The organism is Tropicimonas marinistellae (assembly GCF_001509585.1).
GTDB lineage: Bacteria > Pseudomonadota > Alphaproteobacteria > Rhodobacterales > Rhodobacteraceae > Tropicimonas > Tropicimonas marinistellae.
Genome location: NZ_LNCI01000002.1, coordinates 1 through 21,433 on the forward strand (window position 1 = coordinate 1; position 21,433 = coordinate 21,433).

A 21,433-nucleotide genomic window follows, 5' to 3' on the forward strand; every position below is an offset into this window, starting at 1 on the left:
ATCCTGACGCTCGATACCGGCGACACGGTCGAGTTGCTCGGTGTAAATGCGATCGACCAGATCGTCTTCGCGGGCGATGCGCCTGACGTCTGACGGAAACGCTACGCAAACCGGCGCAGGTGGCGGCTTGCACGCGCTTTCGGGAGCGGTCCGCTTGACAGCGCCATGCGCGCGCGCCAACGCTGCGCCCATGTTCGATATTCGCCCTGTGGGATATGTCATTGGCCTCCTGGTGGCCACGCTCGGGGTGACGATGCTGTTGCCGCTGGGGCTGGATCTGGTGGTGGGCAACGGTCACTGGCCGGTCTTCGCCGAAAGCGCCATCGTCACGATCCTCGTCGGCGGGCTTGTCGCGCTGGCCAGCCACAATGGCGTGGGGCAGGGGCTGACGATCCGTCAGACGTTCCTCCTGACAACGGGAGTCTGGGCGGCGCTGCCCTTCTTTGGTGCAATCCCGTTCATGATCGGCGCGACGCAGGCGAGTTTCACGGACGCCTATTTCGAGGCGATGTCTGGGTTGACCACCACGGGTTCAACGGTGTTTTCGGGCCTGGATGCGCTGCCCGAGGGGCTTCTTCTATGGCGGTCACTGCTCCAATGGCTGGGCGGGATCGGCATAATCGTGGTGGCGATGGTGTTCCTGCCGGAGTTGCGCGTCGGAGGCATGCAGATCTTTCGGTCCGAGGCCTTCGATACCATGGGCAAGATCCTGCCGCGCGCGGCGGAAATCGCGTCGCAGATTACATGGATATACCTCATACTCACCGTGATCACCGTCGTGGGCTACATGGCGCTCGGCATGTCCGCCTTCGACGCGGTCAACCATGCGCTGACCACGATTTCGACCGGCGGATTCTCGACCCACGATGCGTCGTTCGGGACCTTCCAAGGGCCGCCGGAGTATTTTGCCTCCGTGGTCATGCTGATCGCGAGCATGCCTTTCGTGCGCTATATCCAGCTCGTGGCAGGGCGGGCGCAACCGCTGATGCGGGACTCGCAGATCCGCACCTATCTGCTTTTTGTCGCAGTCGTGAGCGTGATGCTCGCGCTGTTCCAGGTGTTCTACGACGAACGCCCGTTGGAGCCGAGCCTGCGCGAGGCGCTTTTCAACGCGACCTCGATCATCTCCGGGACAGGCTACGCCAGCGTGGACTACCAGGAGTGGGGAAGCTTCGCGATGATGGTGGTCTTCTTCGCGGGGCTTGTCGGGGGCTGTGCCGGATCGACGGCCTGTTCCGTGAAGATCTTCCGCTACCAGCTGCTTTTTGCGGCGATCATCCAGCAGGTAAAGCTCCTGCATTCGCCGCGCGGGATGTTTCCGACACGCTACGAGGGGCGTGCGGTTGGGCCGGATGTGTTGAGTTCCGTCATGTCCTTCTTCGTCCTCTTCACGGTGAGTCTTGGCCTGCTGTCCGTTGCGCTGGCCATGACTGGCCTCGATTTCACCACCTCGGTTTCCGGGGCCGCGACAGCGATTGCCAACATCGGGCCGGGGCTGGGGGAAACCATTGGCCCGTCGGGAAACTTCGCGCCACTGAATACCACCGCGAAATGGCTGTTGTCGGCGGCGATGCTGGTCGGTCGACTGGAATTGCTCGCCGTCTACGCGCTGTTTACGGTCGCATTCTGGCGCCGCTAGTTGCGGGCGCTTCCAAGGCCATCCGATCCAGCGTGGCCGGGTCAGTTCCAGCAGCTGACCCGGACTGTCAGATCACCGGCGAGTGCCGACAGGTCTTCCGGTGCCAGGGCGGCACTCCGTTCCGAGGCCTTGGCGGACATTCCCGCCTGATCCAGAAAGCTCGCGATGGCAGGCACATCGATCGCGAAGTTCACATCCGGCGGCAGCCGGCGGGTGGCCGCGTCGTCCCGCGCCTTCAGCATGCCAAGCACAGCTCCGGTGGCATCGAAAACCGGGCCGCCGGCGTCGCCGGGAAGAGAGCTGAGCGCCAGCCGGTCGACGGATTCCTCCCCTTGCAGGCCTCGTGTGTCGGCGAGGGTGCCGTAGGTGACCACGGGCAGGTCCAGCACGTCTTCGTAGGAGAATCCCGCCAGCGCCACCTCGGAGTTCAACCGCGGTACACCGGGACGAAACTCGGCAATCGCGATGGGTGCCAGGGTTTCGCTCGGGCGCAGCAGCGCGAGGCCAAGGGCGGCATCCTGCGCGGCAATCTCGGCTTCGGTTTCTTCACCAATGGTGAGCCGGGTGCATTGGCCGAGCACATCGGTCGTCGTGAGCACGGTGCCGATTGTATCGACGTAGAATCCGCTGCGTGTCTTTTCGGGCCGGCGAAGCTCCAGACCTGCCAGAAGGTCGATCTGCTGATCGGCTCCGGAGTCGCTGATGGCAGTGTCGGGCAGGACCACGTCGGCGATCGGCGTGAAGCTCTGCCGCATGGTCTCGACCACGCGTTCCATCACCTTGGCGTTCTGGGGTTTCCAGATCAACGTGAAGCCCTTCACCGCGCCATCCTGAAGTTGGGCATAGGTGTAGGAATGCATGGTTGCGGATTGACCGGTCAGCACGAAACTGCCGCGGCTGCGCTGCCGGAAGCCGTTGAGCGGGACGATTTCCAGGGTTTGCATGATGTCATAGAGGCCGAAGAGCGTGGCCTCGCTGCCCGATTGGCTTATGAGCAGCACGCGGACTCCATCCGCATCCGTGCTGTCGTAGTGAACGAAGGGGGCCTCGGTCCGCGCATAGTCGACCTTTCCCGCGGGCAGGATCATTTCGATCCCGGCTGCGTCGTCGCGAACCGCTGCGAGACCCAGCCCGGAAAACGCATCTCGATAAATGCCCACAAGCTCTGCGCGCTGCCGCGTTGTCAGAACGCCGGTGGCGTCGTACCCCTGCGCCGCCTGCCAGGCTGCCATGGCATTCCGGGTACCGGGGCCGAAGGCGCCGTCAATCGAGCCGGAGTACACACCTTCCCACTTCAGCGCTTCCTGCAATTCCTGACGGTCCCGCGGCAGCAGGCCACGTTCACTGGCACGCGCTTCGCGTGGCGTTTCGTCGGGTATCGGTTGCAGTTCGGTCGTTGCTGGGAGCGCTTCGGGCGCCGCCGCTTCTGAGGGCGTGTCAGCCGTATCCGCGCTGAGTGCCGCTTGCGCTCCTGTTTGGCCCGGCAGTGGAGCCGCGGTCAGCAAATCGGCACCCACCGGCCAGAATTGCTGTCGGAACTGGCCCGAGGTGGCGATGTAACTATCCGACGGGATGAGCCCGTCACCACGTAGCGCCCTGAGTTCCGCCTCAGCGGTAGCCTGGGTGTACGGACCAAGCGCGACGGCATACCAGCCGCTGGAGGTTCGGAAACCGCCGACGTTGTTCAGGGCTCGGGCGTAGGCGCGGGCCCTTTCCTGAGCCAATGCCAGAGTCCGCACGGCCTCGATCTGTACCCAGGCCGTTTCTTGTTGCGCGCGTGCGTAGGACGGGAAAGCCGCCACGATGCACGCCAATACAATTGAAAATAATGTTTTCACTGCCCCAAACCCCGTTGGATTCTTGCTTGCCGCCGGCGAAATGCCGGTTCTGGTGCAAGATAGCAGAGGTGTAAACAGGCGCACTTCAATTCTGGAAGAGCGCCGCAGGCGTGGCGGCCCTGCATCGGAAGGAGCCGTGGTGCGATTGACCCTTGCCCGCCCGCCGCCTATTGAGGCGCGAAACCGCTATGAATGACCGTTTTTCGACCGGGGCAGCGCCATGACAGAGACAAGCAAGCCGACCTGTTTCCAGGAGGTGATCCTGCGGCTTCAGACCTACTGGGCCGACAAGGGCTGCGCGGTTCTGCAACCGTACGACATGGAAGTGGGTGCCGGCACCTTCCACCCTGCAACCACTCTGCGCGCGCTCGGCAACAACGCCTGGGCGGCGGCCTATGTGCAACCCTCGCGCCGTCCCACCGATGGCCGCTATGGCGAGAACCCCAACCGGCTCCAGCACTACTACCAGTACCAGGTGTTGATCAAACCCAGCCCGCCTGACCTGCAGGACCTCTATCTCGGCTCGCTGGAGGCAATTGGCATCGACATGGGGCTGCATGACATCCGATTTGTCGAGGACGATTGGGAGAGCCCGACGCTCGGCGCTTGGGGCCTGGGTTGGGAGGTCTGGTGCGACGGTATGGAGGTGAGTCAATTCACCTATTTCCAGCAGGTTGGCGGCCATGATTGCAAGCCGGTCTCAGGCGAGTTGACCTATGGTCTTGAGCGTCTTGCGATGTACGTTCTCGGTGTCGATCACGTCATGGAGATGCCCTTCAACCGCCCGGACGCACCGATCCCGCTGACCTATGGCGATGTCTTCCGCCAGACCGAGGCGGAATACTCGCGCTGGAACTTCGACAACGCCGATACCGACGTGCTGCTCAAGCATTTCGAAGAGGCAGAGGCGCATTGCGACTTCATCCTCAACCAGCCCGAGGAAGACCCCAAGACCGGCAGGCGTATCATCATGGTGCATCCGGCCTATGACCAATGCATCAAGGCCTCTCACCTATTCAATTTGCTCGATGCGCGCGGCGTGATTTCCGTCACCGAGCGGCAAGCCTATATCGGCCGCGTACGGGCGCTGGCCAAGAAATGCGCAGATGCCTTCGTGCAGACCGAGGCCGGAGGATGGCAGGGGTGATACCCTCTGGGCTGTATCCAACGGCGTACTGGGCCGATCACAGGGACCTTGCGGCGGGCCGCGCCCGGCCGGCCCAACGGTCTGCCGCGTCTCGCCAGCCCGCGGCTCGGCGCCGCCGTCCGTTCCTTCGCGTGCGAGCTATCGGATCTCTCTTGACCTGCCGGTCTCGAAAGCTGCGCTTTGAGTACGGTTGCACTCGTATCTATTGCGATGGCCGCCAGGATCATGCGCATCAGCCGGCACAAGGTGGTTTTGACCATGCCCGCCAGATACGTGCCAATGCGCTCTGCCAGGGCGAAGACCGTGCTGCTCGACTAAACGATTGCGCCGAAGGCCGCGAAATAGCCGTTCCGGCCCGCAATGGCGACGGCATCGCCCGTCACCGCGACGTAGATCGTCGTTTCCAATCTGCGCGCGCATTGCGGCGCGGGGCTTGTGCTCTGGGCGACGCGGAGGAAATCCACCGCGAATGCCGCTCCACGGAACCTCATGGCAATCTCGGCGATAGCATCGTGAGCCAGTCTCAATTCGGGAGGCTCGCAGCGCAAGACCTCAGCGTCTGGTTCGCAAGGCTCACGCTGACACAGGCTGGGGGGGCGGTGGCATGAGTGGCAAGATCATCGCGGGCGGCATCGTGGCCATCGCCTTTGCCGTTGGCGTGGCGATCTACTACCTGCAGGTCTACTACTATTACGACGATGTTTCGGCCGAGACCGAGGACATCGCGCTTACGCTCATCGGCGGTTCGCCGGAACCAATTCTGGCCGAGAATATCGAAGCGATCAACGCAACCTCCTCGCCGATCCGCTATCGCGCCTGCTTCACGACCACGCTCAGCCACGCAATGCTGACCGAGACCTACGAGATCTACGACGGGGCCGAACCATTGGTCGCGCCTCATTGGTTCAAGTGCTTTGACGCGGTGGAAGTCGGTACGGCACTAGAAGAGGGGCGCGCGCTGGCCTTTCTCGGGCAGAAGGATCTTGCGCACGGGGTGGACCGTGTCGTCGCGATCCACGAGGACGGACGCGGGTTTGTCTGGCACCAAGTAAACGAGGAGATCAAGAAATGAGCGAACCGATACTCATAAATGGCTTCGTCTCGGTGACGGTGGCGTTTCTCGTCTACATTCTCGGCGCGCAACTGACACGCAGAGTCGCGCTTCTTCGCGATTTCAACATACCCGAGCCGGTCTCCGGCGGATTGCTGGTGGCGCTCGCCACGATGGCGGCCTACATCATCTTCGGTCGTGCTATAGAGTTCGACCTCGCGGCACGAGACTACTTCTTGCTCGTGTTTTTCACCGGCATCGGCCTCAACGCGCGGATTTCGGACCTTGTGAGGGGCGGCCTGCCTCTGGCGATCCTGCTGGCTCTGACAATTGTCTATGTCGTTCTTCAGAACCTCATCGGTGTCGCCGGCGCACGCGCGTTCGGTTTGCCGCCCGAGTTCAGTGTGCTGCTCTCGTCTGCCGCACTAATCGGCGGGCACGGCACCGTTATTGCCTGGACACCCAAAATCCAGGAGATGACGGGCGGCGCGGCGGGCGTCAGCGAACTTGGAGTGGCCGTCGCCACCATCGGCCTTGTCTGCGCCGCGCTGATCGGCGGGCCGATCGCGAAGTATCTGATCAATCGCTGGCGGCTGGAGCCGGAGCGGCCTGACGAAGAACACACGGTCGGTGTTGCCTTCGAGGACGAGGCGACTGAAACGATCAACCATCTGAGCTTCATGCGGGTTATGCTCTGGGTCCATATTACCATCGCCATCGGCTATACGTTCTGGGAGGTGCTGGACCATTACGGCGTCGGCCTGCCGCCCTTTGTGCCCTGCCTGCTGGCCGGGATCGTGCTGGGAAACGTGCTCCCAGTGATCTTTCCGCGCATTGTCGAAGTGCGTCGCACGCCGACGCTCGCCATGGTTTCCGATTTCTCGCTCGGTACCTTCCTGGCCATGTCGCTGATGTCGCTCCAGCTCTGGACGCTCGCCGGCATGGGGCTGGTGCTCGCCGTCGTCATGACGGCGCAGACCCTGCTTTCCATTTTCTTTGCCATCTATGTGCTCTTCCCTGCCATGGGGCGCGGGTACCGTGCGGCGGTTCTGGCCTCGGGCTTCGGTGGAGTCACGCTCGGTGCCACGCCCACCGCCATCGCCAACATGACCGCCGTGACCAAGCGCTACGGGCCGTCGCCCATGGCCTTCGTCATCCTGCCGCTCGTCTCGGCCTTCTTCGTGGACATCGTGAACAGTTTCGCGATCCAGTTCTTCCTGCCCCTCTGAGGTCCTCCCAATGCCCGATCTTCTGATCGAACTCTTTTCCGAAGAAATACCCGCCCGGATGCAGTCCCGCGCCGGTGCGGACCTCAAGAAGCTGGTTACCGACGGTCTGGTGGAGGCCGGTCTGTCCTACGCCTCGGCTGAGGCATTCACCACACCGCGGCGTGTGGTGCTTACGGTCGAAGGGGTGACGGCGGAAAGCCCGACCGTGACGGAGGAACGCAAAGGGCCGCGCGTGGATGCGCCGGAGAAGGCGCTGGAAGGCTTCCTGCGTTCGACGGGTCTGACGAAGGACCAGCTCGAGGCGCGGGACGACAAGAAGGGGCAGGTCTGGTTCGCCAAGATCACGAAGGAAGGCCGGCCTGCGGCGGAGATCGTGGCGGAGGTGCTGGAAGACACGATCCGCAACTTCCCCTGGCCGAAGAGCATGCGCTGGGGCGCGGGCGCCCTGCGTTGGGTGCGCCCGCTGCATTCGATCCTCTGCATCCTGAGCGATGAGGCGGGCACGAGCGTGGTGCCGCTGGAGGTGGACGGGATCGTCGCCGGCGACCAGACCTCTGGCCACCGTTTCCTTGCGCCGGGGCCATTCTCGGTCACCGGTTTCGAAGATTACGTAACCGCGCTGAAACGCGCCCATGTCATTCTCGACCCGGCGGAGCGGGCCGAGGCGATCTGGCATGACGCGACCAATATGGCGTTCGCGCAGGCGCTTGAGGTGGTCGAGGACAGGGGGCTTCTGTCCGAGGTCGCGGGGCTGGTGGAATGGCCGGTGGTGCTGATGGGCGATATTGCCGAGGATTTCCTCGGCCTGCCGCCAGAGGTTCTGAAAACCTCGATGAAGGAGCACCAGAAGTTCTTTTCGGTGAAGAACCCGAAGACGGGGCGGATCGAGAAATTCGTGACCGTCGCCAATATGGTGACGGCGGATAATGGCGCGACCATCCTGGCCGGCAACCAGAAGGTGCTGTTTGCGCGGCTCTCGGATGCCAAGTTCTTCTGGGAGAACGACCTGCGCGTGGCACAAACGGCGCAGATGGTGCCGTGGCTGGAAAGCCTCGAACACGTGACCTTCCACAACAAGCTCGGGTCCCAGAAGGCCCGCATTGACCGCATCGCCGCACTCGCCCGCGACATCGCGCCATTGGTCGGGGCGGACTCCGAAGCGGCCGAAAAAGCCGCGCAGGTCGCCAAGGCGGACCTCTCCTCCGAGATGGTCTACGAGTTCCCGGAATTGCAGGGTACCATGGGCCGCTACTATGCCGAGGCCGCAAGCCTGCCGGCGGATGTCGCCGCGGCCGCTGAGGAGCATTACTCGCCGCTGGGACCGTCCGACGACGTGCCGACCGCGCCGATCTCCGTCGCCGTGGCGCTGGCCGACAAGCTGGACACGCTGACGGGCTTCTGGGCGATTGATGAGAAACCGACAGGATCGAAGGACCCGTTTGCGTTGCGGCGTGCGGCGTTGGGGGTGACGCGGCTGCTACTGGCGAACGACATTCGGTTATCGCTGGATCGGTTGAACGATGCGCAACTCCTGCGTCACCAGATCGACACGGATGGGCATCACGATGCGGCGCTTCGCGACGCGCTCCTGCGTGAGATCGCCCATCACGGGGTGTTCGGTTCCGCAGTGCGGGGGGTGATCGACCAGATTGAGGGCGACGCACCGGATTGGATCGTCAAGGTTACCGAGCATGAACCGGACGTGGCCGATGACCTGCTGTCCTTTTTCCATGACCGCCTGAAGGTGCATCTGCGTGACGAAGGTATCCGGCACGACGTCATCGACGCTTGTTTGGCTATGCCGAATGCCAGCGACCTCGTGCTGCTGGTAAAGCGGGCAGAGGCGCTGGCCGAGTTCCTCAAAACCGAGGATGGCGAGAACCTGCTGCAGGGCTTCAAGCGGGCCAACAACATCCTGACCCAGGCCGAGGAAGCCGATGGGGTGAGCTACGAATACGGCCCCGACCGGAAGTTCGCCGAGACCGGTGAGGAAAAGGCCCTGTTCGATGCGCTGGATGCGGCGGAGGGGGCGATCTCCTCGGCCATCGAGACCGAGGATTTCGCGTCGGCCATGGCAAGCATGGCCTCCCTGCGCGCGCCGATCGACGCGTTTTTCGAGGCTGTGCAGGTCAACACCGACAACCAGATCGTCCGGCGCAATCGGCTCAACCTGCTGCACCGGATCCGCGAAACCTGCCTCAAAGCGGCGGATCTGACGCGGATCGAGGGGTAAAAACCCGCGGTAGCTTACCATGCTGCGTTGCGGCATGGCGGGTTCTCACCTAGATTGAGCGCGAGATTTCCGGAGCGCCGCAACCCGTCCAAGGCGGTGCCGGCCCATGGCAACGACAGGAGCAAAGGAGGCCGCGTGTGCTGAACCCGAGCGTGCTGAAAGACTTCACGTTGATCACGCCCACTGCCGAGTTGCGGGTGCGGACACATGGCGGGCGGGCGAAGTGCCTGCAGCGGCTGGTGCGGCTGGAGGTGCCGGTGCCGCGTACCGTGGCGCTGTCGTTCGAGGCGGTGCACCAGATCGCGGAAGGAGGCCGACCGGATACGGCGCGGCTGCTCTCGGCCTTCGGGCGCAGGCCGTTGGTCTCCGTGCGGCCTTCGAGCGCCGATCCGGACTGGGGCGGACCCGGGGCGATCCTGAACATTGGCATGAACGACGAGCGATGCGCCACGCTTGCCGAAACGATGGGGCAGGCGGCGGCAGAGGCGCAATACGCTGCCTTCATCCGGGCCTATGCAATGGATGTTGCCCGGCTCGACCCGGAGCCCTTCGAAGAGGCCATGGAAGCAGATGCGCCTGTCGTGGCCGCACTTGCGGCCTTTGAGGCAGAAACCGACGAGCCCTTCCCGCAATCGCCGGCCCGCCAGCTCGAAGAGGTGTTGCGGTCCATGGCGCGCGCCTGGGAAGGCGTCAGTGCGCGGCTGCTGCGGCAGGCCCGCGGGGCGCCGGTGGATGCCGGGCTTGGCCTCGTCGTGCAGGACATGGCACCGGGGCTCGGGGCAGGTGAAAGCGGGTCCGGCGTCATCCGGATGATCAACAAGGAGACCGGCAATCGACAGGTGACAGGGCGCTACAAGCGCAAGGGCCTCACTGGGCGTGACCGCCAGGAACTCTATCTCGCGCGCGATCCACGGGGAGATTCGATGGAAGGGGAGGCGCCGGAGGTTTACGCGCAGCTTCTCGCTATTCTGGATACCTGCCGCCATCACCTGCGCGAGGAGATGGAGATAAAGTTCACCGTTTCCGAAGGCGCCTTGATGGTCCTCGATGCCGTCAGCGTGGAGCGCAGTGCCCGTGCCGATGTGACAGTCGCGGTGGCGCTGGCGGAGGACGGAATCATCTCGCCGCGCGAGGCGCTGTTGCGCGTCGAGCCCATGTCGCTCACGGAATTGCTGCACACGCGCGTCGATCCGGCGGCGACGCGCGACGTCATCCTAAAGGGGATCGCCGCCAGTCCGGGCGGCGCGACGGGGCAACTCGTCTTCTCTTCCCGGGCGGCGCAGACCTCCGCCAGCCACGAATTGCCCTGCATCCTCGTGCGGCGCGAGACCACACCGGAGGATATTCGCGGGATGCACGCCGCCCAGGCGATTATCACCGAACGCGGCGGCACGACGAGCCACGCGGCGGTGATCGCCCGCGGGCTGGGCCTGCCCTGTATCGTCGGGGCGTCCGGGCTCACGATCTCGACCCGCAACCGGACGATCCGGACGCGGAGTGGACGGGTGTTTCATGAAGGCGACATCGTCACGGTCGATGGCACAACGGGCGAAGCCCTGGCCGGAGCGGTGCCGATGCTGGAGCCGGCGCTGGACCGCTCTTTCCGCACGCTTATGGGCTGGGCGGACGAGGTCCGCGACATCGGCATTCGCGCGAATGCCGACACGCCCGACGATGCACGCATGGCGGAGACATTCGAGGCGGAAGGCATCGGCCTTTGCCGCACCGAGCATATGTTCTTCGAGCCTGCGCGCCTGACCGTGATGCGGGAAATGATCTTTGCCGATTGCGAGAAGGACAGGCAGGCGGCACTCGACCAGCTTCTGCCGATGCAGCGGGACGACTTCGTCGAACTGTTCCGGATCATGGCGGGGCAGCCGGTGTGTATTCGGCTATTCGATCCGCCGCTGCACGAGTTTCTTCCCAACGACCGGGACGGCTTGATGGGGCTGGCGGAATCGCTGGATCTGCCACTCAGCGATGTCACGCGACGAGTCGAGGCACTCTCCGAATTCAACCCGATGCTGGGCATGCGCGGGGTACGGCTTGGAGTGACCATGCCCGAGATCTACGACATGCAGGTGCGCGCGATCTTCGAGGCGACGGTGCTGGCCAGCCGCCAGGCCGGGGCCGCCGTGGTGCCGGAAATCATGATCCCGCTGGTTTCGGCCAAGCGGGAGGTGGAACTGGTCAAGGCACGGATCGATGCCGTGGCAGCATCCGTGCGAATCGAGACCGGGCAGAGCTTCGACTATTGGCTCGGCGTAATGGTCGAAACTCCGCGCGCGTCGTTGCGCGCCGGCGAAATCGCGGCCCACTCCGCGTTTCTCAGTTTCGGGACCAACGACCTGACACAGATGACCTACGGGCTGTCGCGCGACGATGCGGGTCGCTTCATGGACACATACGTGCACAACGGCGTCTTCCACGAAGACCCGTTCCACAGCCTTGACCGCGATGGTGTTGGAGAGCTGCTCCTGCTCGGAGCGGAGCGCGGGAGAAAGGGGCGGCCGGATATCGTTCTGTCGGTCTGCGGCGAGCATGCAGGCGAGCCCGACACGATCGAATTCTGTCGAGAGGCGGGCTTCGACTACGTGTCCTGCTCGCCGTTCCGTGTGCCTGTTGCCCGACTCGCAGCGGCGCATCTGGCGCTGCGCGGCGCGCGCCCGGACGAACAAGGTGATTGAAAACACGCGGCTTTTCGCCGGTCTTTGGCAAGAAACCGCTCAAATTCGTCATTATTTCGCCATGATTCCGCCCATCCGCCGCCACGCACGAAGAATCGTGCCCTTACGGCATTTACAACAGTGTCAGAGCTTTGCTATCGCCGCCGACGGTTCGGCGCGGCCTGTCGCGTCGCTGGGTGGGAAGAAAAATGTTTGTTTTGCGTGGCTTCATTCTATCGGTATTTCTGAGCCTTGCATTTGCCGGATCGGGTGTCGCAGAGACCCGTGTTTCGACATCGACCAATCCGTCCGGGAAGGGGGCCGAGCGCTTGGAAAGCTTGATGGGAATGGAGAACCGTGTCCTGAATTCCCTCAGCGACGAGCATCTCGGACGTTTGAGCCCACGTACTTCGGTGCGCGCGAAGGCACGCCCAAGCGCTTTCAAAACCGTGAGCTACTCCAGAAGCTGGCTTGATCAGCAGGCGCACGTGTCCGGCGGGGCCGAGTGGAAGTGCTTGTCCGAAGCGCTCTATTTCGAGGCGCGTGGCGAGAGTGTGAAAGGACAATTCGCTGTCGCAGAGGTGATCCTGAACCGCGTGAAAAGCCCGCTCTTTCCGAACACGGTTTGCGGTGTCATCAACCAGGGTACAGGAAAACGGTACCAGTGCCAGTTCACCTACAATTGCGATGGCAAGGCAGAGCGGATCGGTGAGCCGGCAGCGTACCGCCGGGTTGGCAAGGTGGCCAGGTTGATGCTTGAGGGAGCGCCGCGCATTCTGACCGGCGGCGCAACCTATTACCACACCCACGCCGTGCGCCCGTCATGGTCTCGCAAGTTCGCGCGGACCGCGTCCATCGGGGATCACTACTTCTACCGTCGTCCCCGGTCCTGACGCCGCCGCCCGAGCTTTCTTGCCTCCGGCGGGGATACTTTTGGACAGAAGAAGACAATGGCCTCTCGCCGCGTGGCGGGAATGGTCATTTCGGGCGTGGCTTCTGAGGCTGGACGTGGCATGTAGGTTCAATGAATACCGAACTCTCCCTTGCCTTTTCCCATCCTGAGCGACGCGCGGCGGCCAGCGCGCCGGACGATGCGCCGCGGGACCGCATCTCGTTGCGCGACTATGTGCGGGAAGCGGAGATCGGGGCGTTTCAGGAAGAACGCGGGGTCTCACAGCGGCTGCGGTTCAACGTCGTGGTGGAGGTGGGTCATGCGCCCGCGGTCTCCGACGATGTCGACCGGATCTTGAGCTACGATTCCATCGTGGAAGCCGTCGATGGCGCTTTGTCGGAGGAGCGTCTCAGCTTGCTTGAAACACTGGCGGAACGTGTTGCCGCGCGCGTGCTCGCAGAGCCACGCGCGCGCAGGGTTTTCGTGCGTATCGAAAAGCTCGACCGCGGTCCGTTTGCGCTCGGGGTCGAAATCGAACGGTCACGCGCGGTTGTGCAGCCAGCGGAGCCGGAGGCTCATCCGCGGCCTCTCGTCGTGCATTTGTCCAACGCCGCGATTGCCGATCCGCGGTTGTCGGGATGGCTCGATCAGATCGAGCGGCTGGAACGGCCGGTTGTCCTGACGGTAGGCCGCCCGAGCCCGGCCGTGCCACAGGCGCAGGCAGCGTTGCCACAGCGCCGGATCGACCTGCTCGCGCTGGAACAGAACGCCTGGGTGCTCGCTGCGCGGGACCGGCGATGTGTCGTCGTCAGCAGCCGCACGGAAATAGTCCATGCGATCCATAGCGGGCGGATTGTTGTCTGGGCGCCCTCGAAAATTGTTCTGGATGCGGTCGACGGGCCGGACACCGGCGCGCGTTCGCCGGAGGCGCTTGCTCGCTGGTTTGCCGATCTTCTCGATGCGGAGCGATTGCTCGGCCTTGGCGCCGATGTGCCTGGTGGCGACAGCGTGGTGCTTGCCGATGAGTTGGCGCTGTAGGCGCTTTTTCCGCAGCCGCGAGGTTGACCAGAGACGACGATGACCGACTATTTCCGCCCGATCCCCTGCGCCGACCCCGCCCAACCCGGAGACGCACGTCCACTTGCCGGCGGCTGGTGCTGGTTTCGCAATGTCGAATGGCTGCGGCGCGATGCTGCGCCGAGGGTGATTCCGGCTTCAGATGTGCCGGAACCCGCTGTGGCCCGACTGACAGGGACACGAGCGCCGCTCGCCGATCTGTCCTTCGTGCAACCGACGATCATGGGGATCCTGAATGTTACGCCGGACAGTTTCTCCGATGGTGGGCTGCACGCAGACCGCAACGTGGCGCTTTTACGGGCGACACAGATGTCCCGCGAGGTCGGAATCATCGATATCGGCGGCGAATCCACTCGCCCGGGGGCGCAAGTCGTGCCGGTGGCGGAGGAGATTGCACGCACCGGTCCGGTGATTTCGGACATGCGTGCTACGGGTATCGCCACGCCGATCTCGATCGACACGCGCAAGGCCGCCGTCGCGCGTGCAGCCCTGGGAGCCGGCGCCGACATGGTGAACGACGTGTCCGGTCTGGGCTACGACCCGGAGATGGCGCCGCTCCTGGCGGAGACGGGCGCGCCGCTCTGCCTGATGCACGCGCTCGAAACGCCAGCGACAATGCAGGACGATCCACGCTACGAGGACGTTTTGCTGGACGTGTACGATTATCTCGATGCGCGTGTTTCGCAGGCCGAGGCGGCTGGCATCCCGCGCCGTCGGATCGTCGTCGACCCAGGCATCGGCTTCGGCAAGACGCTCGCCCACAACCTTGCGCTCCTCGCCAGGATCTCGCTGTTTCACGGGATCGGGTGCGCCGTGCTCCTTGGCGCCTCGCGCAAGCGTTTTATCGGCACGGTCGGGCAGTGCGAACCGGCCGGCGAACGGTTGCCGGGCTCGCTCGCCGTGGCGCTTGCGGCGATCGGACAGGGTGTGCAGATATTGCGCGTGCATGATACAGCGGAGACATTGCAAGCGCTGCGCCTTTGGCGTGCCGCGACGACCGGGACGCATCCCGAGGAGGACCAATGAGCAGAACCCTGTTCGGCACCGATGGCGTGCGCGGGCGCGCCAATTCGCATCCCATGACGGCGGAAATGGCGCTCAGGCTGGGCGCTGCCGCGGGCCGGTACTTCCGTCGCGATGGCAAGTCAGGGCACCGTGTGGTGATCGGCAAGGATACGCGCCTGTCGGGCTACATGTTCGAAAACGCACTGACCGCCGGGCTCACCTCAACAGGGATGAACGTGTTGCTGCTTGGCCCGGTGCCGACGCCCGCGGTGGGGTATCTGACCACATCGATGCGCGCGGATGTGGGCATCATGATTTCGGCAAGCCATAATCCGCACGAGGACAATGGTATCAAGTTCTTCGGTCCCGATGGCTTCAAGCTGTCCGACGAAGCGGAGGCCGAGATTGAGGGGTTGGTGGCCGACGGTGTCGAACCGGCGGCGGCTGCGAATATTGGCCGGGCGCGGCGGATTGACGACGGGCGCTTCCGCTATGTGGAGCGGGCCAAGGCGAGCTTTCCCGATCACCTGCGGCTGACAGGACTCAAGGTGGTGGTGGATTGCGCCAATGGCGCGGCCTACCGCACGGCCCCCGAGGTGCTTTGGGAACTCGGTGCCGATGTGGTGCCGATCGGCGTTTCACCCGATGGCGTCAACATCAACAAAGGCTGCGGGTCGACCCATACGGCGACCGCGGCCGGAGCGGTCGTGGCACATGGTGCCGACGTAGGCATTTGCCTGGACGGAGATGCCGACCGGCTGATGATCATCGACGAAACCGGCCACGTGGCCGATGGCGATCAGATCATGGCACTGATGGCGGCCCGCTGGGCAGACGAGGGGCGTCTGAGAGGCGATGCGCTGGTTGCGACGGTCATGTCCAACCTTGGCCTTGAGCGCTTTCTCGAAGGTCGAGGTCTTCGGTTGGAGCGTACTCCGGTGGGCGACCGCTATGTCGTGGAGCGGATGCGCGCCGGCGGTTTCAATCTCGGCGGCGAGCAATCTGGGCACATCGTTTTCACCGACTACGCGACCACCGGCGACGGCTTGATCGCGGCGCTGCAGTTTCTGGCCGGTATGGCGGATACGGGCAAACCGGCCTCGGCGCTCTCTCAGAGTTTCGAGAAGGTTCCACAGCTTCTGCGCAACGTTCGCTACGATGCGGGCGCGACGCCGCTGGAGACGCTCGGCGTACAAAAGGCGATTGCTGACGCGGAGGGATTGCTCACCGGTAACGGCCGCCTGTTAATCCGGAAGTCGGGGACGGAACCGCTGATCCGGGTCATGGCCGAAAGCGAAGACGCATCTTTGATGGAGAAGGTGGTAGGGTCCGTCGTGGAAGCCGTCGAAGCGGCTGTGTGATGGCCGAAGCGGCGCGCGGCGCATAATAGCAGGCGTTGCCGCAGTGATCCGGGCGACGGCTTTGCGCATTGTTGGGTCGAACGAGGTCAGTTCGCGCTGATCGGTCCTGTGACCGAGGTTTCGACGGGAATACCGTCGATCTCCTCGGGAAGTTCCAGATCCGTTTCGGTGCCGTCCAGAAGCACCTTCAGCGCAAGCCCTTTTCTCGAATGGTCGAGGCCGATGCCCAGTCCAACGACACCGCTGTGTTCGCCGATCATGGATTGCAGTTTCGACTGCGCGGCCTCTGCCTGAGACATCTTGCGTTTGTCCATCACAGCACCTCACATAACTATTTCAATATTTAGAGCCTGCAGCGTGAGTTCAAGGTCACACGCAAAAGTTGTGCCCTGGTTGAAGGCCCCGCCACTCGAGGAACCGGCGAACAACAGCGCGCCCGGTTGATGCCGGTCGTTGAGGATCAATGATCCGCTGTCGCCGCCGTCCGAGAAGGGGGTTTTCGACAGACTCTCGATTTGAATCACGCCATCGAAGCGCGCCGTCAGATCTGCTCCCATGCCAACGTTCAGATTGGTGACATTCACCAGAGTGACTTCGCCCTGGCTGTAACCGGTGGTGCGTCCGGTTTTTAATACGTAGTCACCGAGGCTTAGCCGTACCGGGTTGGTTTGCGAGAGCGTTCCGACATTCTGGTCGGCGCTGTCGTAGATGTCGGCCAGTTCCGTCGCTCGGGGAGAGTCCAGTTCGGCCCAGGCGCAATCCATGGAATTCGGGACGCCTGCAAACCGGATGGGCACAAACCGCGCCAATCTCGCCACGGTATCACCAATCAGCCCGCTGTCGGCTGGTCCCGGTTGCAGGATCTCGTCGCCAATCGCCGCGGCATTCACATCTGCGAGCACATGGTTGTTGGAGAGGATCCCCAGTTTGTCGGTGTCGAGGTCTTTTGCGAAACATCCCAGCGTGCCGGCGGTCACGCGCTTGTGTCCACAGCTGGAACCAAGACGCATGGGATCGGACCTCTGGTAGTGCCAGCCAGCCAGTGCGCGCACGCGCCCGCCGTAGCGTATGTCGATCTCGTCGCCGAGCTTGTCTTTCAGCGCCCGGAGCGTGGGTTGATCGGTGAGACCCGGCTTCTGGTAGAGCGCGACAACCTTGTACCCGTTCCCGTCGCTGCCCGTCGGTCCGATGCCGAGTGCGATGTCGTCGGAGTCCTTCTTCTGGGGTTTGCCAATCGACTTCCGAACGGAACTGGCCGATCGTCGCCCAACCAGCGGAACCGCCGCTGCAGTCGCTTCGGCGAACACCGCGGGCGCGGCGGATTGCGCCTCGATTGCTTCGAAATCCGGGTCGACCAGCGCGGCCGCACCTTGCCCCAATTCCGCGCGGGCTTCGAAACCAAAGATGTCGGTCAATATCTCAATCTGCGCATTCAGCGCTGAATCCATTTCCATAATCGGTCTCCACTAATGCAATAGCAGTTTGACCGGAATGGTACGCATTGGTCAATTATAGAGTCCGGAGCAACATTTCGTTGCTCCGGACAATGCGGCAGGTTGAATTCGTCTCAGTCCGGGGTCCGGCCTGGGAAAACCACCTGAATCGCTTAGACTGGACGAGTCATTGAAATGATTGGAAAACCAATCAGTTTCGCGATTTGTCGACCATTTTGCCTGCGGTGATCCACGGCATCATTTCGCGCAGCTTGGCACCGACTTCCTCGATCTGATGCGCGTCGTTATTGCGGCGGATTGCTTTGAACGACGGCTGGCCCACGGCGCATTCAGCCATCCAGTCGCGCACGAAGCGGCCCTGCTGAATGTCGTCCAGGACACCCTTCATGGCTGCTTTGGTCTGCTCATAGGGCAGCACGCGCGGTCCAGAAACGTATTCGCCGTATTCCGCTGTATTGGAGATCGAGTAGTTCATGTTTGCGATGCCGCCTTCGTAGATCAGGTCCACGATCAGCTTCACCTCGTGCAAGCACTCGAAATAGGCCATCTCGGGGGCGTAGCCCGCCTCGACGAGGGTCTCGAAACCGGCGCGGATCAACTCGACGAGGCCACCGCAAAGCACGGCCTGCTCGCCGAAAAGGTCGGTTTCGCATTCTTCCTTGAAGGTGGTCTCGATGATGCCCGAACGTCCGCCGCCGATGGCGGAGCAATACGACAGACCAAGTTCCAGCGCCTTGCCCGAAGCGTCCTGATGGACCGCGACAAGGCAGGGCACGCCGCCCCCCTTGGTGTATTCGCCGCGCACCGTGTGACCCGGCCCCTTTGGCGCCATCATGATCACGTCGACTCCGGCGGGGGCTTCGATCAGGCCGAAATGCACGTTGAGCCCGTGGGCGAAGGCGATAGCGGCACCTTCGCGGATATTGTCCTTGACGTACTTGTTCCAGGTCTCTGCCTGAAGCTCGTCGGGCATGGTGAACATCAGCAGGTCGCACCAGGCAGCGGCCTCGGCGATGCCCATCACCTGCAGGCCTTCGCCTTCTGCCTTGGCGGCGGAGGCGGAGCCTTCGCGCAGGGCGACTGCCACGTTCTTGGCGCCGGAATCGCGCAGGTTCAGCGCATGGGCGTGGCCCTGGCTACCGTAGCCCAGGATGGCGACCTTCTTGTCCTTGATCAGATTGATGTCGCAGTCGCGATCATAATACACACGCATGTTCTTGTCCTTTGGTCTGAGCGGTGTTGGTGGGCGCATTCTAGGCAGAATGGCCGAATGAACGTTTCAATATGTTCCTCTGAGTGCTATTTTTGCACTCTGTCATTCGTGAACATACGTGTTTCGAGGAAATTCATGCTAGACGATCTTGATCGCCGCATCCTGCGCCATCTTCAGCCGCAACCGGGAATCGGCACGGCGGCCCTGTCGGAGGCTGCCGGCACGACGCCTGCCGTCTGTTCACGTCGGATTGCCCGCATGCGGGATCGGGGAATCCTGAAGGGTCAGGAAGCGGTGATTGACTGGCACCGTCTTGGTTACTCGGTTCAGGTCTCCTTGCGGTTCACGCTGGACAAGACGCAGACCAATGCGTTTGACATCTTCATTCGAGAGGCAAGGAAGGTGCCGGAAGTGTTGGAAATACAGACATTTCTTGGGGGAGTGGATCTGCGGCTTGCGATCATCGCCCGCGACATGGCCCACTACCAGCACCTCTATCGCAGCCGCATCCTCACGTTGCCGCACATCGCCGATATCGAGGCGCTGGTGCATGTGGCGCGGATCAAGGACGCGGAGGCATTGCCGCTGTGATCGAACTCGATGAAACGGATCGGCAGATCCTGCGTGCACTGCGTACCGATGCCTCCCTCAGCGCGGGCGAGATTGGCCGGCGCCTGGGTCTCAGCCAGCCGGCGGCGTGGCGCCGGATCCGGCGCCTGACCGAGAACGGGGTGATCGCGGGGCGGCGCCTCGTGCTTGACCGGGAAGCGCTCGGCTTCGGTGTGACCGTCTTCCTGGGGGTCAAGCTGGCCACCAAGGGGCGCGTTTCCCTCGACGAGTTCGAGCGCGCCGCCGCCGCCATCCCGGAGGTCCAGACGATCGAACATGTGCTGGGCCTCTACGACTACCGCCTGCGCGTCGTCGCCCGCGACCTCGCGGATTTCGAACGTATCCTGCGGCGGCGCATCATGACCCTGCCCGGTGCGGGCAATGTCGAGGCCAATGTGATGCTGAGCGAAGAGCGGCTGGTCGGGCCGCTCTGATTTAGTGCCCGGGTTGCTCCCCAGCGGCGTACCCGAGCGCGTTGGCGACCTCCGGGTCGACCTGGCGCCTGATCCAGTCAATATCCTCACCGGATAGGCCGCTTTCGTCGGTGTCCGTCTCTGGTGCAACGGGCGGACCGACGCGCCCCTCGGGCAACGAGACCGGAGCGGCACCCCGCCGTTGCAGGCCAAATCGTGCGCTGAATGCAGAAAGGCATTCCTCCGGATCCCGCATCAGATCTTCGCAGCGCAGGAAAACCCGCTGATCCGAGACCGCCTTCCAGTTCAACCAGGAGAAATAGAACTGGTTCCAATACTCGGTAGGGTGCAGGAAGTAGTAACGCGGCCGACTGTCGCCGCCGGTGTTGTCATAGACGATGAAGCGCCGCCGGATGAATTCAGAAATGTTTCGGCCGACATCGAGTTCCGGCCGACGTGCCTGCCAGAAACGGTAGAGGGAGCGGTTCAGCTCCACCGGATCCTTCGACATCACGAGGATCGGCACCTTGCGCGGGATCGGGCGTTTGATTTCGGTCGGCGGAACACCGTGTTTCCAGAACCATTCGTTGAATACCACGCGCGTGTGGAAATACTGCTCCAGACAAGTCTGCGTGACGTTCGTACCTGACCGGAATGTTCCGACAACGAGAACCTTCCGGCGGGTGAAGGGGAGGGACAGCGCTCCGGGCTTGCTCATTGCCGCGATCTTCCGCCAGCAAAGCGTGTGAACCTGTGCCAAACCGGCGCTTTGCGTTGTTTCACCGGCTTGCCGATGCAATGGAACAACTCCGGGCGTCGCCAAACACAATCCGCCAAGATGGTTTCCTCGTCGTGGCCGTAGGGCATGGCGGCCGCGCGATCTGCGGCGCGACCGAACTCCTCGTGAAGCACCGCCCAGGTGGGCACGTCGGCACTCAGGAAACTGGCATTGAGTGGCAGACGAGCGCCAAGAAAGCGCATAGGGCTCGCATAGTGCGAGACCTTGCCGACCGGCGTGCTGACCCGGGCGAAATCATCGTTCTCCCGTTGACCGACGAAACGGGCAATCGAGGCGTCGATCCACGCAACCGACTGGTCCGGGTCGGAGGTTTCGGCGAGGGCTGCCGCAAGCGGCACCTTGCTCATCCAGATCGCCAGCATGGCGTGAAATGCCTCCTTGCCGCTGCCGACGAGGTCGCGCCAGTAGTGGTTCATTCCCTTCTCACCGGAATAGCTGGGCGGTTTTGCGATGCTGTCCAACGCCATGTTCTCGCAGCCCGCCAGCAGCCGCAGCGCGAGTTCCGCGCCGGGAAGAGCCGCCTGATCCATAACGACCGTATCGACCGAGATGGCACGATCACGGCACCAGCCTTCGATCTTTTCGATCAAATCGGCATCATCGGAGAGGAAACGCAGGTTACCGCCGGCGATCATGTCGAGCGTGCGGGGCAGGTACCGCTCGTATTGCTCCACGGAATTCTTTGTGTTGCCGGGCACATGCCAGTACCCACAGCAATAAAGGCGCTGTTGGATATTGCGGTGTGCGACCATTCGTTCTCCCTGCGTGCCGCTCTGCGTATGTCGCGGCCGCGCCTGCGCCTCGTCC

Annotated in this window: 19 protein-coding genes; 12 read left to right on the plus strand and 7 right to left on the minus strand. The window is 63.2% G+C overall.

Annotated features, from left to right (window positions below; genetic code table 11):
* Window positions 1–190 precede the first annotated feature (190 nt).
* A complete protein-coding gene (locus ARC39_RS03450; protein ID WP_068110162.1) occupies window positions 191–1,639 on the plus strand; it encodes a TrkH family potassium uptake protein in 1,449 nt (482 codons plus the stop codon).
* A 41-nt stretch (window positions 1,640–1,680) separates the two neighbouring features.
* Here ARC39_RS03450 and ARC39_RS03455 read toward each other — a convergent pair whose 3' ends face one another.
* On the minus strand, window positions 1,681–3,441 hold the full coding sequence (locus tag ARC39_RS03455) for a serine protease (protein WP_236545114.1): 1,761 nt from the start codon (window positions 3,439–3,441) through the stop codon (window positions 1,681–1,683).
* 256 nt (window positions 3,442–3,697) lie between these two features.
* Between ARC39_RS03455 and ARC39_RS03460 the strand changes: the two genes are divergently transcribed.
* The gene (locus ARC39_RS03460; RefSeq protein WP_068110168.1) at window positions 3,698–4,624 is read left to right on the plus strand and encodes a glycine--tRNA ligase subunit alpha; all 927 of its coding nucleotides are present in this window, start codon (window positions 3,698–3,700) and stop codon (window positions 4,622–4,624) included.
* 314 nt (window positions 4,625–4,938) lie between these two features.
* Here ARC39_RS03460 and ARC39_RS25790 read toward each other — a convergent pair whose 3' ends face one another.
* The gene (locus ARC39_RS25790; RefSeq protein ID WP_161470926.1) at window positions 4,939–5,115 is read right to left on the minus strand and encodes a hypothetical protein; all 177 of its coding nucleotides are present in this window, start codon (window positions 5,113–5,115) and stop codon (window positions 4,939–4,941) included.
* 113 nt (window positions 5,116–5,228) lie between these two features.
* Here ARC39_RS25790 and ARC39_RS03465 point away from each other — a divergent pair, with 113 nt between their 5' ends.
* The 8 genes from ARC39_RS03465 (at window position 5,229) to glmM (ending at window position 16,138) form a co-directional block, all read left to right on the plus strand.
* Window positions 5,229–5,696: a DUF6446 family protein gene (locus tag ARC39_RS03465; protein WP_068110171.1), complete on the plus strand. Its 468-nt coding sequence runs from the start codon at window positions 5,229–5,231 to the stop codon at window positions 5,694–5,696.
* Window positions 5,693–6,904 carry a sodium/glutamate symporter gene (gene gltS / locus ARC39_RS03470; protein WP_068110174.1) on the plus strand — a complete coding sequence of 404 codons (1,212 nt, stop codon included), beginning with the start codon at window positions 5,693–5,695 and terminating at the stop codon, window positions 6,902–6,904. The genes ARC39_RS03465 and gltS overlap by 4 nt, the downstream gene beginning before the upstream one ends.
* A 10-nt stretch (window positions 6,905–6,914) precedes the next feature.
* Window positions 6,915–9,137 (plus strand): glycine--tRNA ligase subunit beta, encoded by a 2,223-nt coding sequence (gene glyS / locus ARC39_RS03475; protein WP_068110177.1) that lies wholly within the window; start codon window positions 6,915–6,917, stop codon window positions 9,135–9,137.
* A gap of 137 nt (window positions 9,138–9,274) precedes the next feature.
* Window positions 9,275–11,824 (plus strand): putative PEP-binding protein, encoded by a 2,550-nt coding sequence (locus ARC39_RS03480; protein WP_068110179.1) that lies wholly within the window; start codon window positions 9,275–9,277, stop codon window positions 11,822–11,824.
* A gap of 188 nt (window positions 11,825–12,012) precedes the next feature.
* Window positions 12,013–12,696 (plus strand): cell wall hydrolase, encoded by a 684-nt coding sequence (locus ARC39_RS03485; RefSeq protein ID WP_078059053.1) that lies wholly within the window; start codon window positions 12,013–12,015, stop codon window positions 12,694–12,696.
* 131 nt (window positions 12,697–12,827) lie between these two features.
* Complete coding sequence (locus ARC39_RS03490) at window positions 12,828–13,733, plus strand: dihydroneopterin aldolase (protein WP_068110181.1); 906 nt, start codon at window positions 12,828–12,830, stop codon at window positions 13,731–13,733.
* Window positions 13,734–13,772: 39 nt separating this feature from the next.
* Window positions 13,773–14,798: a dihydropteroate synthase gene (folP, locus tag ARC39_RS03495; protein ID WP_068110184.1), complete on the plus strand. Its 1,026-nt coding sequence runs from the start codon at window positions 13,773–13,775 to the stop codon at window positions 14,796–14,798.
* Window positions 14,795–16,138 carry a phosphoglucosamine mutase gene (gene glmM, locus ARC39_RS03500; protein WP_068110186.1) on the plus strand — a complete coding sequence of 448 codons (1,344 nt, stop codon included), beginning with the start codon at window positions 14,795–14,797 and terminating at the stop codon, window positions 16,136–16,138. Before folP ends, glmM begins: the two co-directional genes overlap by 4 nt.
* Before the next feature lie 86 nt (window positions 16,139–16,224).
* Here glmM and ARC39_RS03505 read toward each other — a convergent pair whose 3' ends face one another.
* From ARC39_RS03505 to ilvC, 3 genes are all read right to left on the minus strand, one after another.
* On the minus strand, window positions 16,225–16,452 hold the full coding sequence (locus ARC39_RS03505; protein WP_068110189.1) for a hypothetical protein: 228 nt from the start codon (window positions 16,450–16,452) through the stop codon (window positions 16,225–16,227).
* Between the two features lie 9 nt (window positions 16,453–16,461).
* Window positions 16,462–17,592 (minus strand): chymotrypsin family serine protease, encoded by a 1,131-nt coding sequence (locus ARC39_RS03510; protein WP_068110191.1) that lies wholly within the window; start codon window positions 17,590–17,592, stop codon window positions 16,462–16,464.
* Between the two features lie 190 nt (window positions 17,593–17,782).
* On the minus strand, window positions 17,783–18,805 hold the full coding sequence (ilvC, locus tag ARC39_RS03515; RefSeq protein WP_068110195.1) for a ketol-acid reductoisomerase: 1,023 nt from the start codon (window positions 18,803–18,805) through the stop codon (window positions 17,783–17,785).
* A gap of 135 nt (window positions 18,806–18,940) precedes the next feature.
* Between ilvC and ARC39_RS03520 the strand changes: the two genes are divergently transcribed.
* Window positions 18,941–19,396: an Lrp/AsnC family transcriptional regulator gene (locus ARC39_RS03520; protein WP_068110199.1), complete on the plus strand. Its 456-nt coding sequence runs from the start codon at window positions 18,941–18,943 to the stop codon at window positions 19,394–19,396.
* Window positions 19,393–19,848 (plus strand): Lrp/AsnC family transcriptional regulator, encoded by a 456-nt coding sequence (locus tag ARC39_RS03525; RefSeq protein ID WP_068110200.1) that lies wholly within the window; start codon window positions 19,393–19,395, stop codon window positions 19,846–19,848. The genes ARC39_RS03520 and ARC39_RS03525 overlap by 4 nt, the downstream gene beginning before the upstream one ends.
* Window position 19,849: 1 nt before the next feature.
* Here ARC39_RS03525 and ARC39_RS03530 read toward each other — a convergent pair whose 3' ends face one another.
* Together ARC39_RS03530 and ARC39_RS03535 are read right to left on the minus strand one after the other, a co-directional pair.
* Window positions 19,850–20,545 (minus strand): hypothetical protein, encoded by a 696-nt coding sequence (locus tag ARC39_RS03530; RefSeq protein WP_068110203.1) that lies wholly within the window; start codon window positions 20,543–20,545, stop codon window positions 19,850–19,852.
* Window positions 20,542–21,378 (minus strand): hypothetical protein, encoded by an 837-nt coding sequence (locus ARC39_RS03535; RefSeq protein ID WP_068110205.1) that lies wholly within the window; start codon window positions 21,376–21,378, stop codon window positions 20,542–20,544. Before ARC39_RS03535 ends, ARC39_RS03530 begins: the two co-directional genes overlap by 4 nt.
* Between the last annotated feature and the right edge of the window lie 55 nt (window positions 21,379–21,433).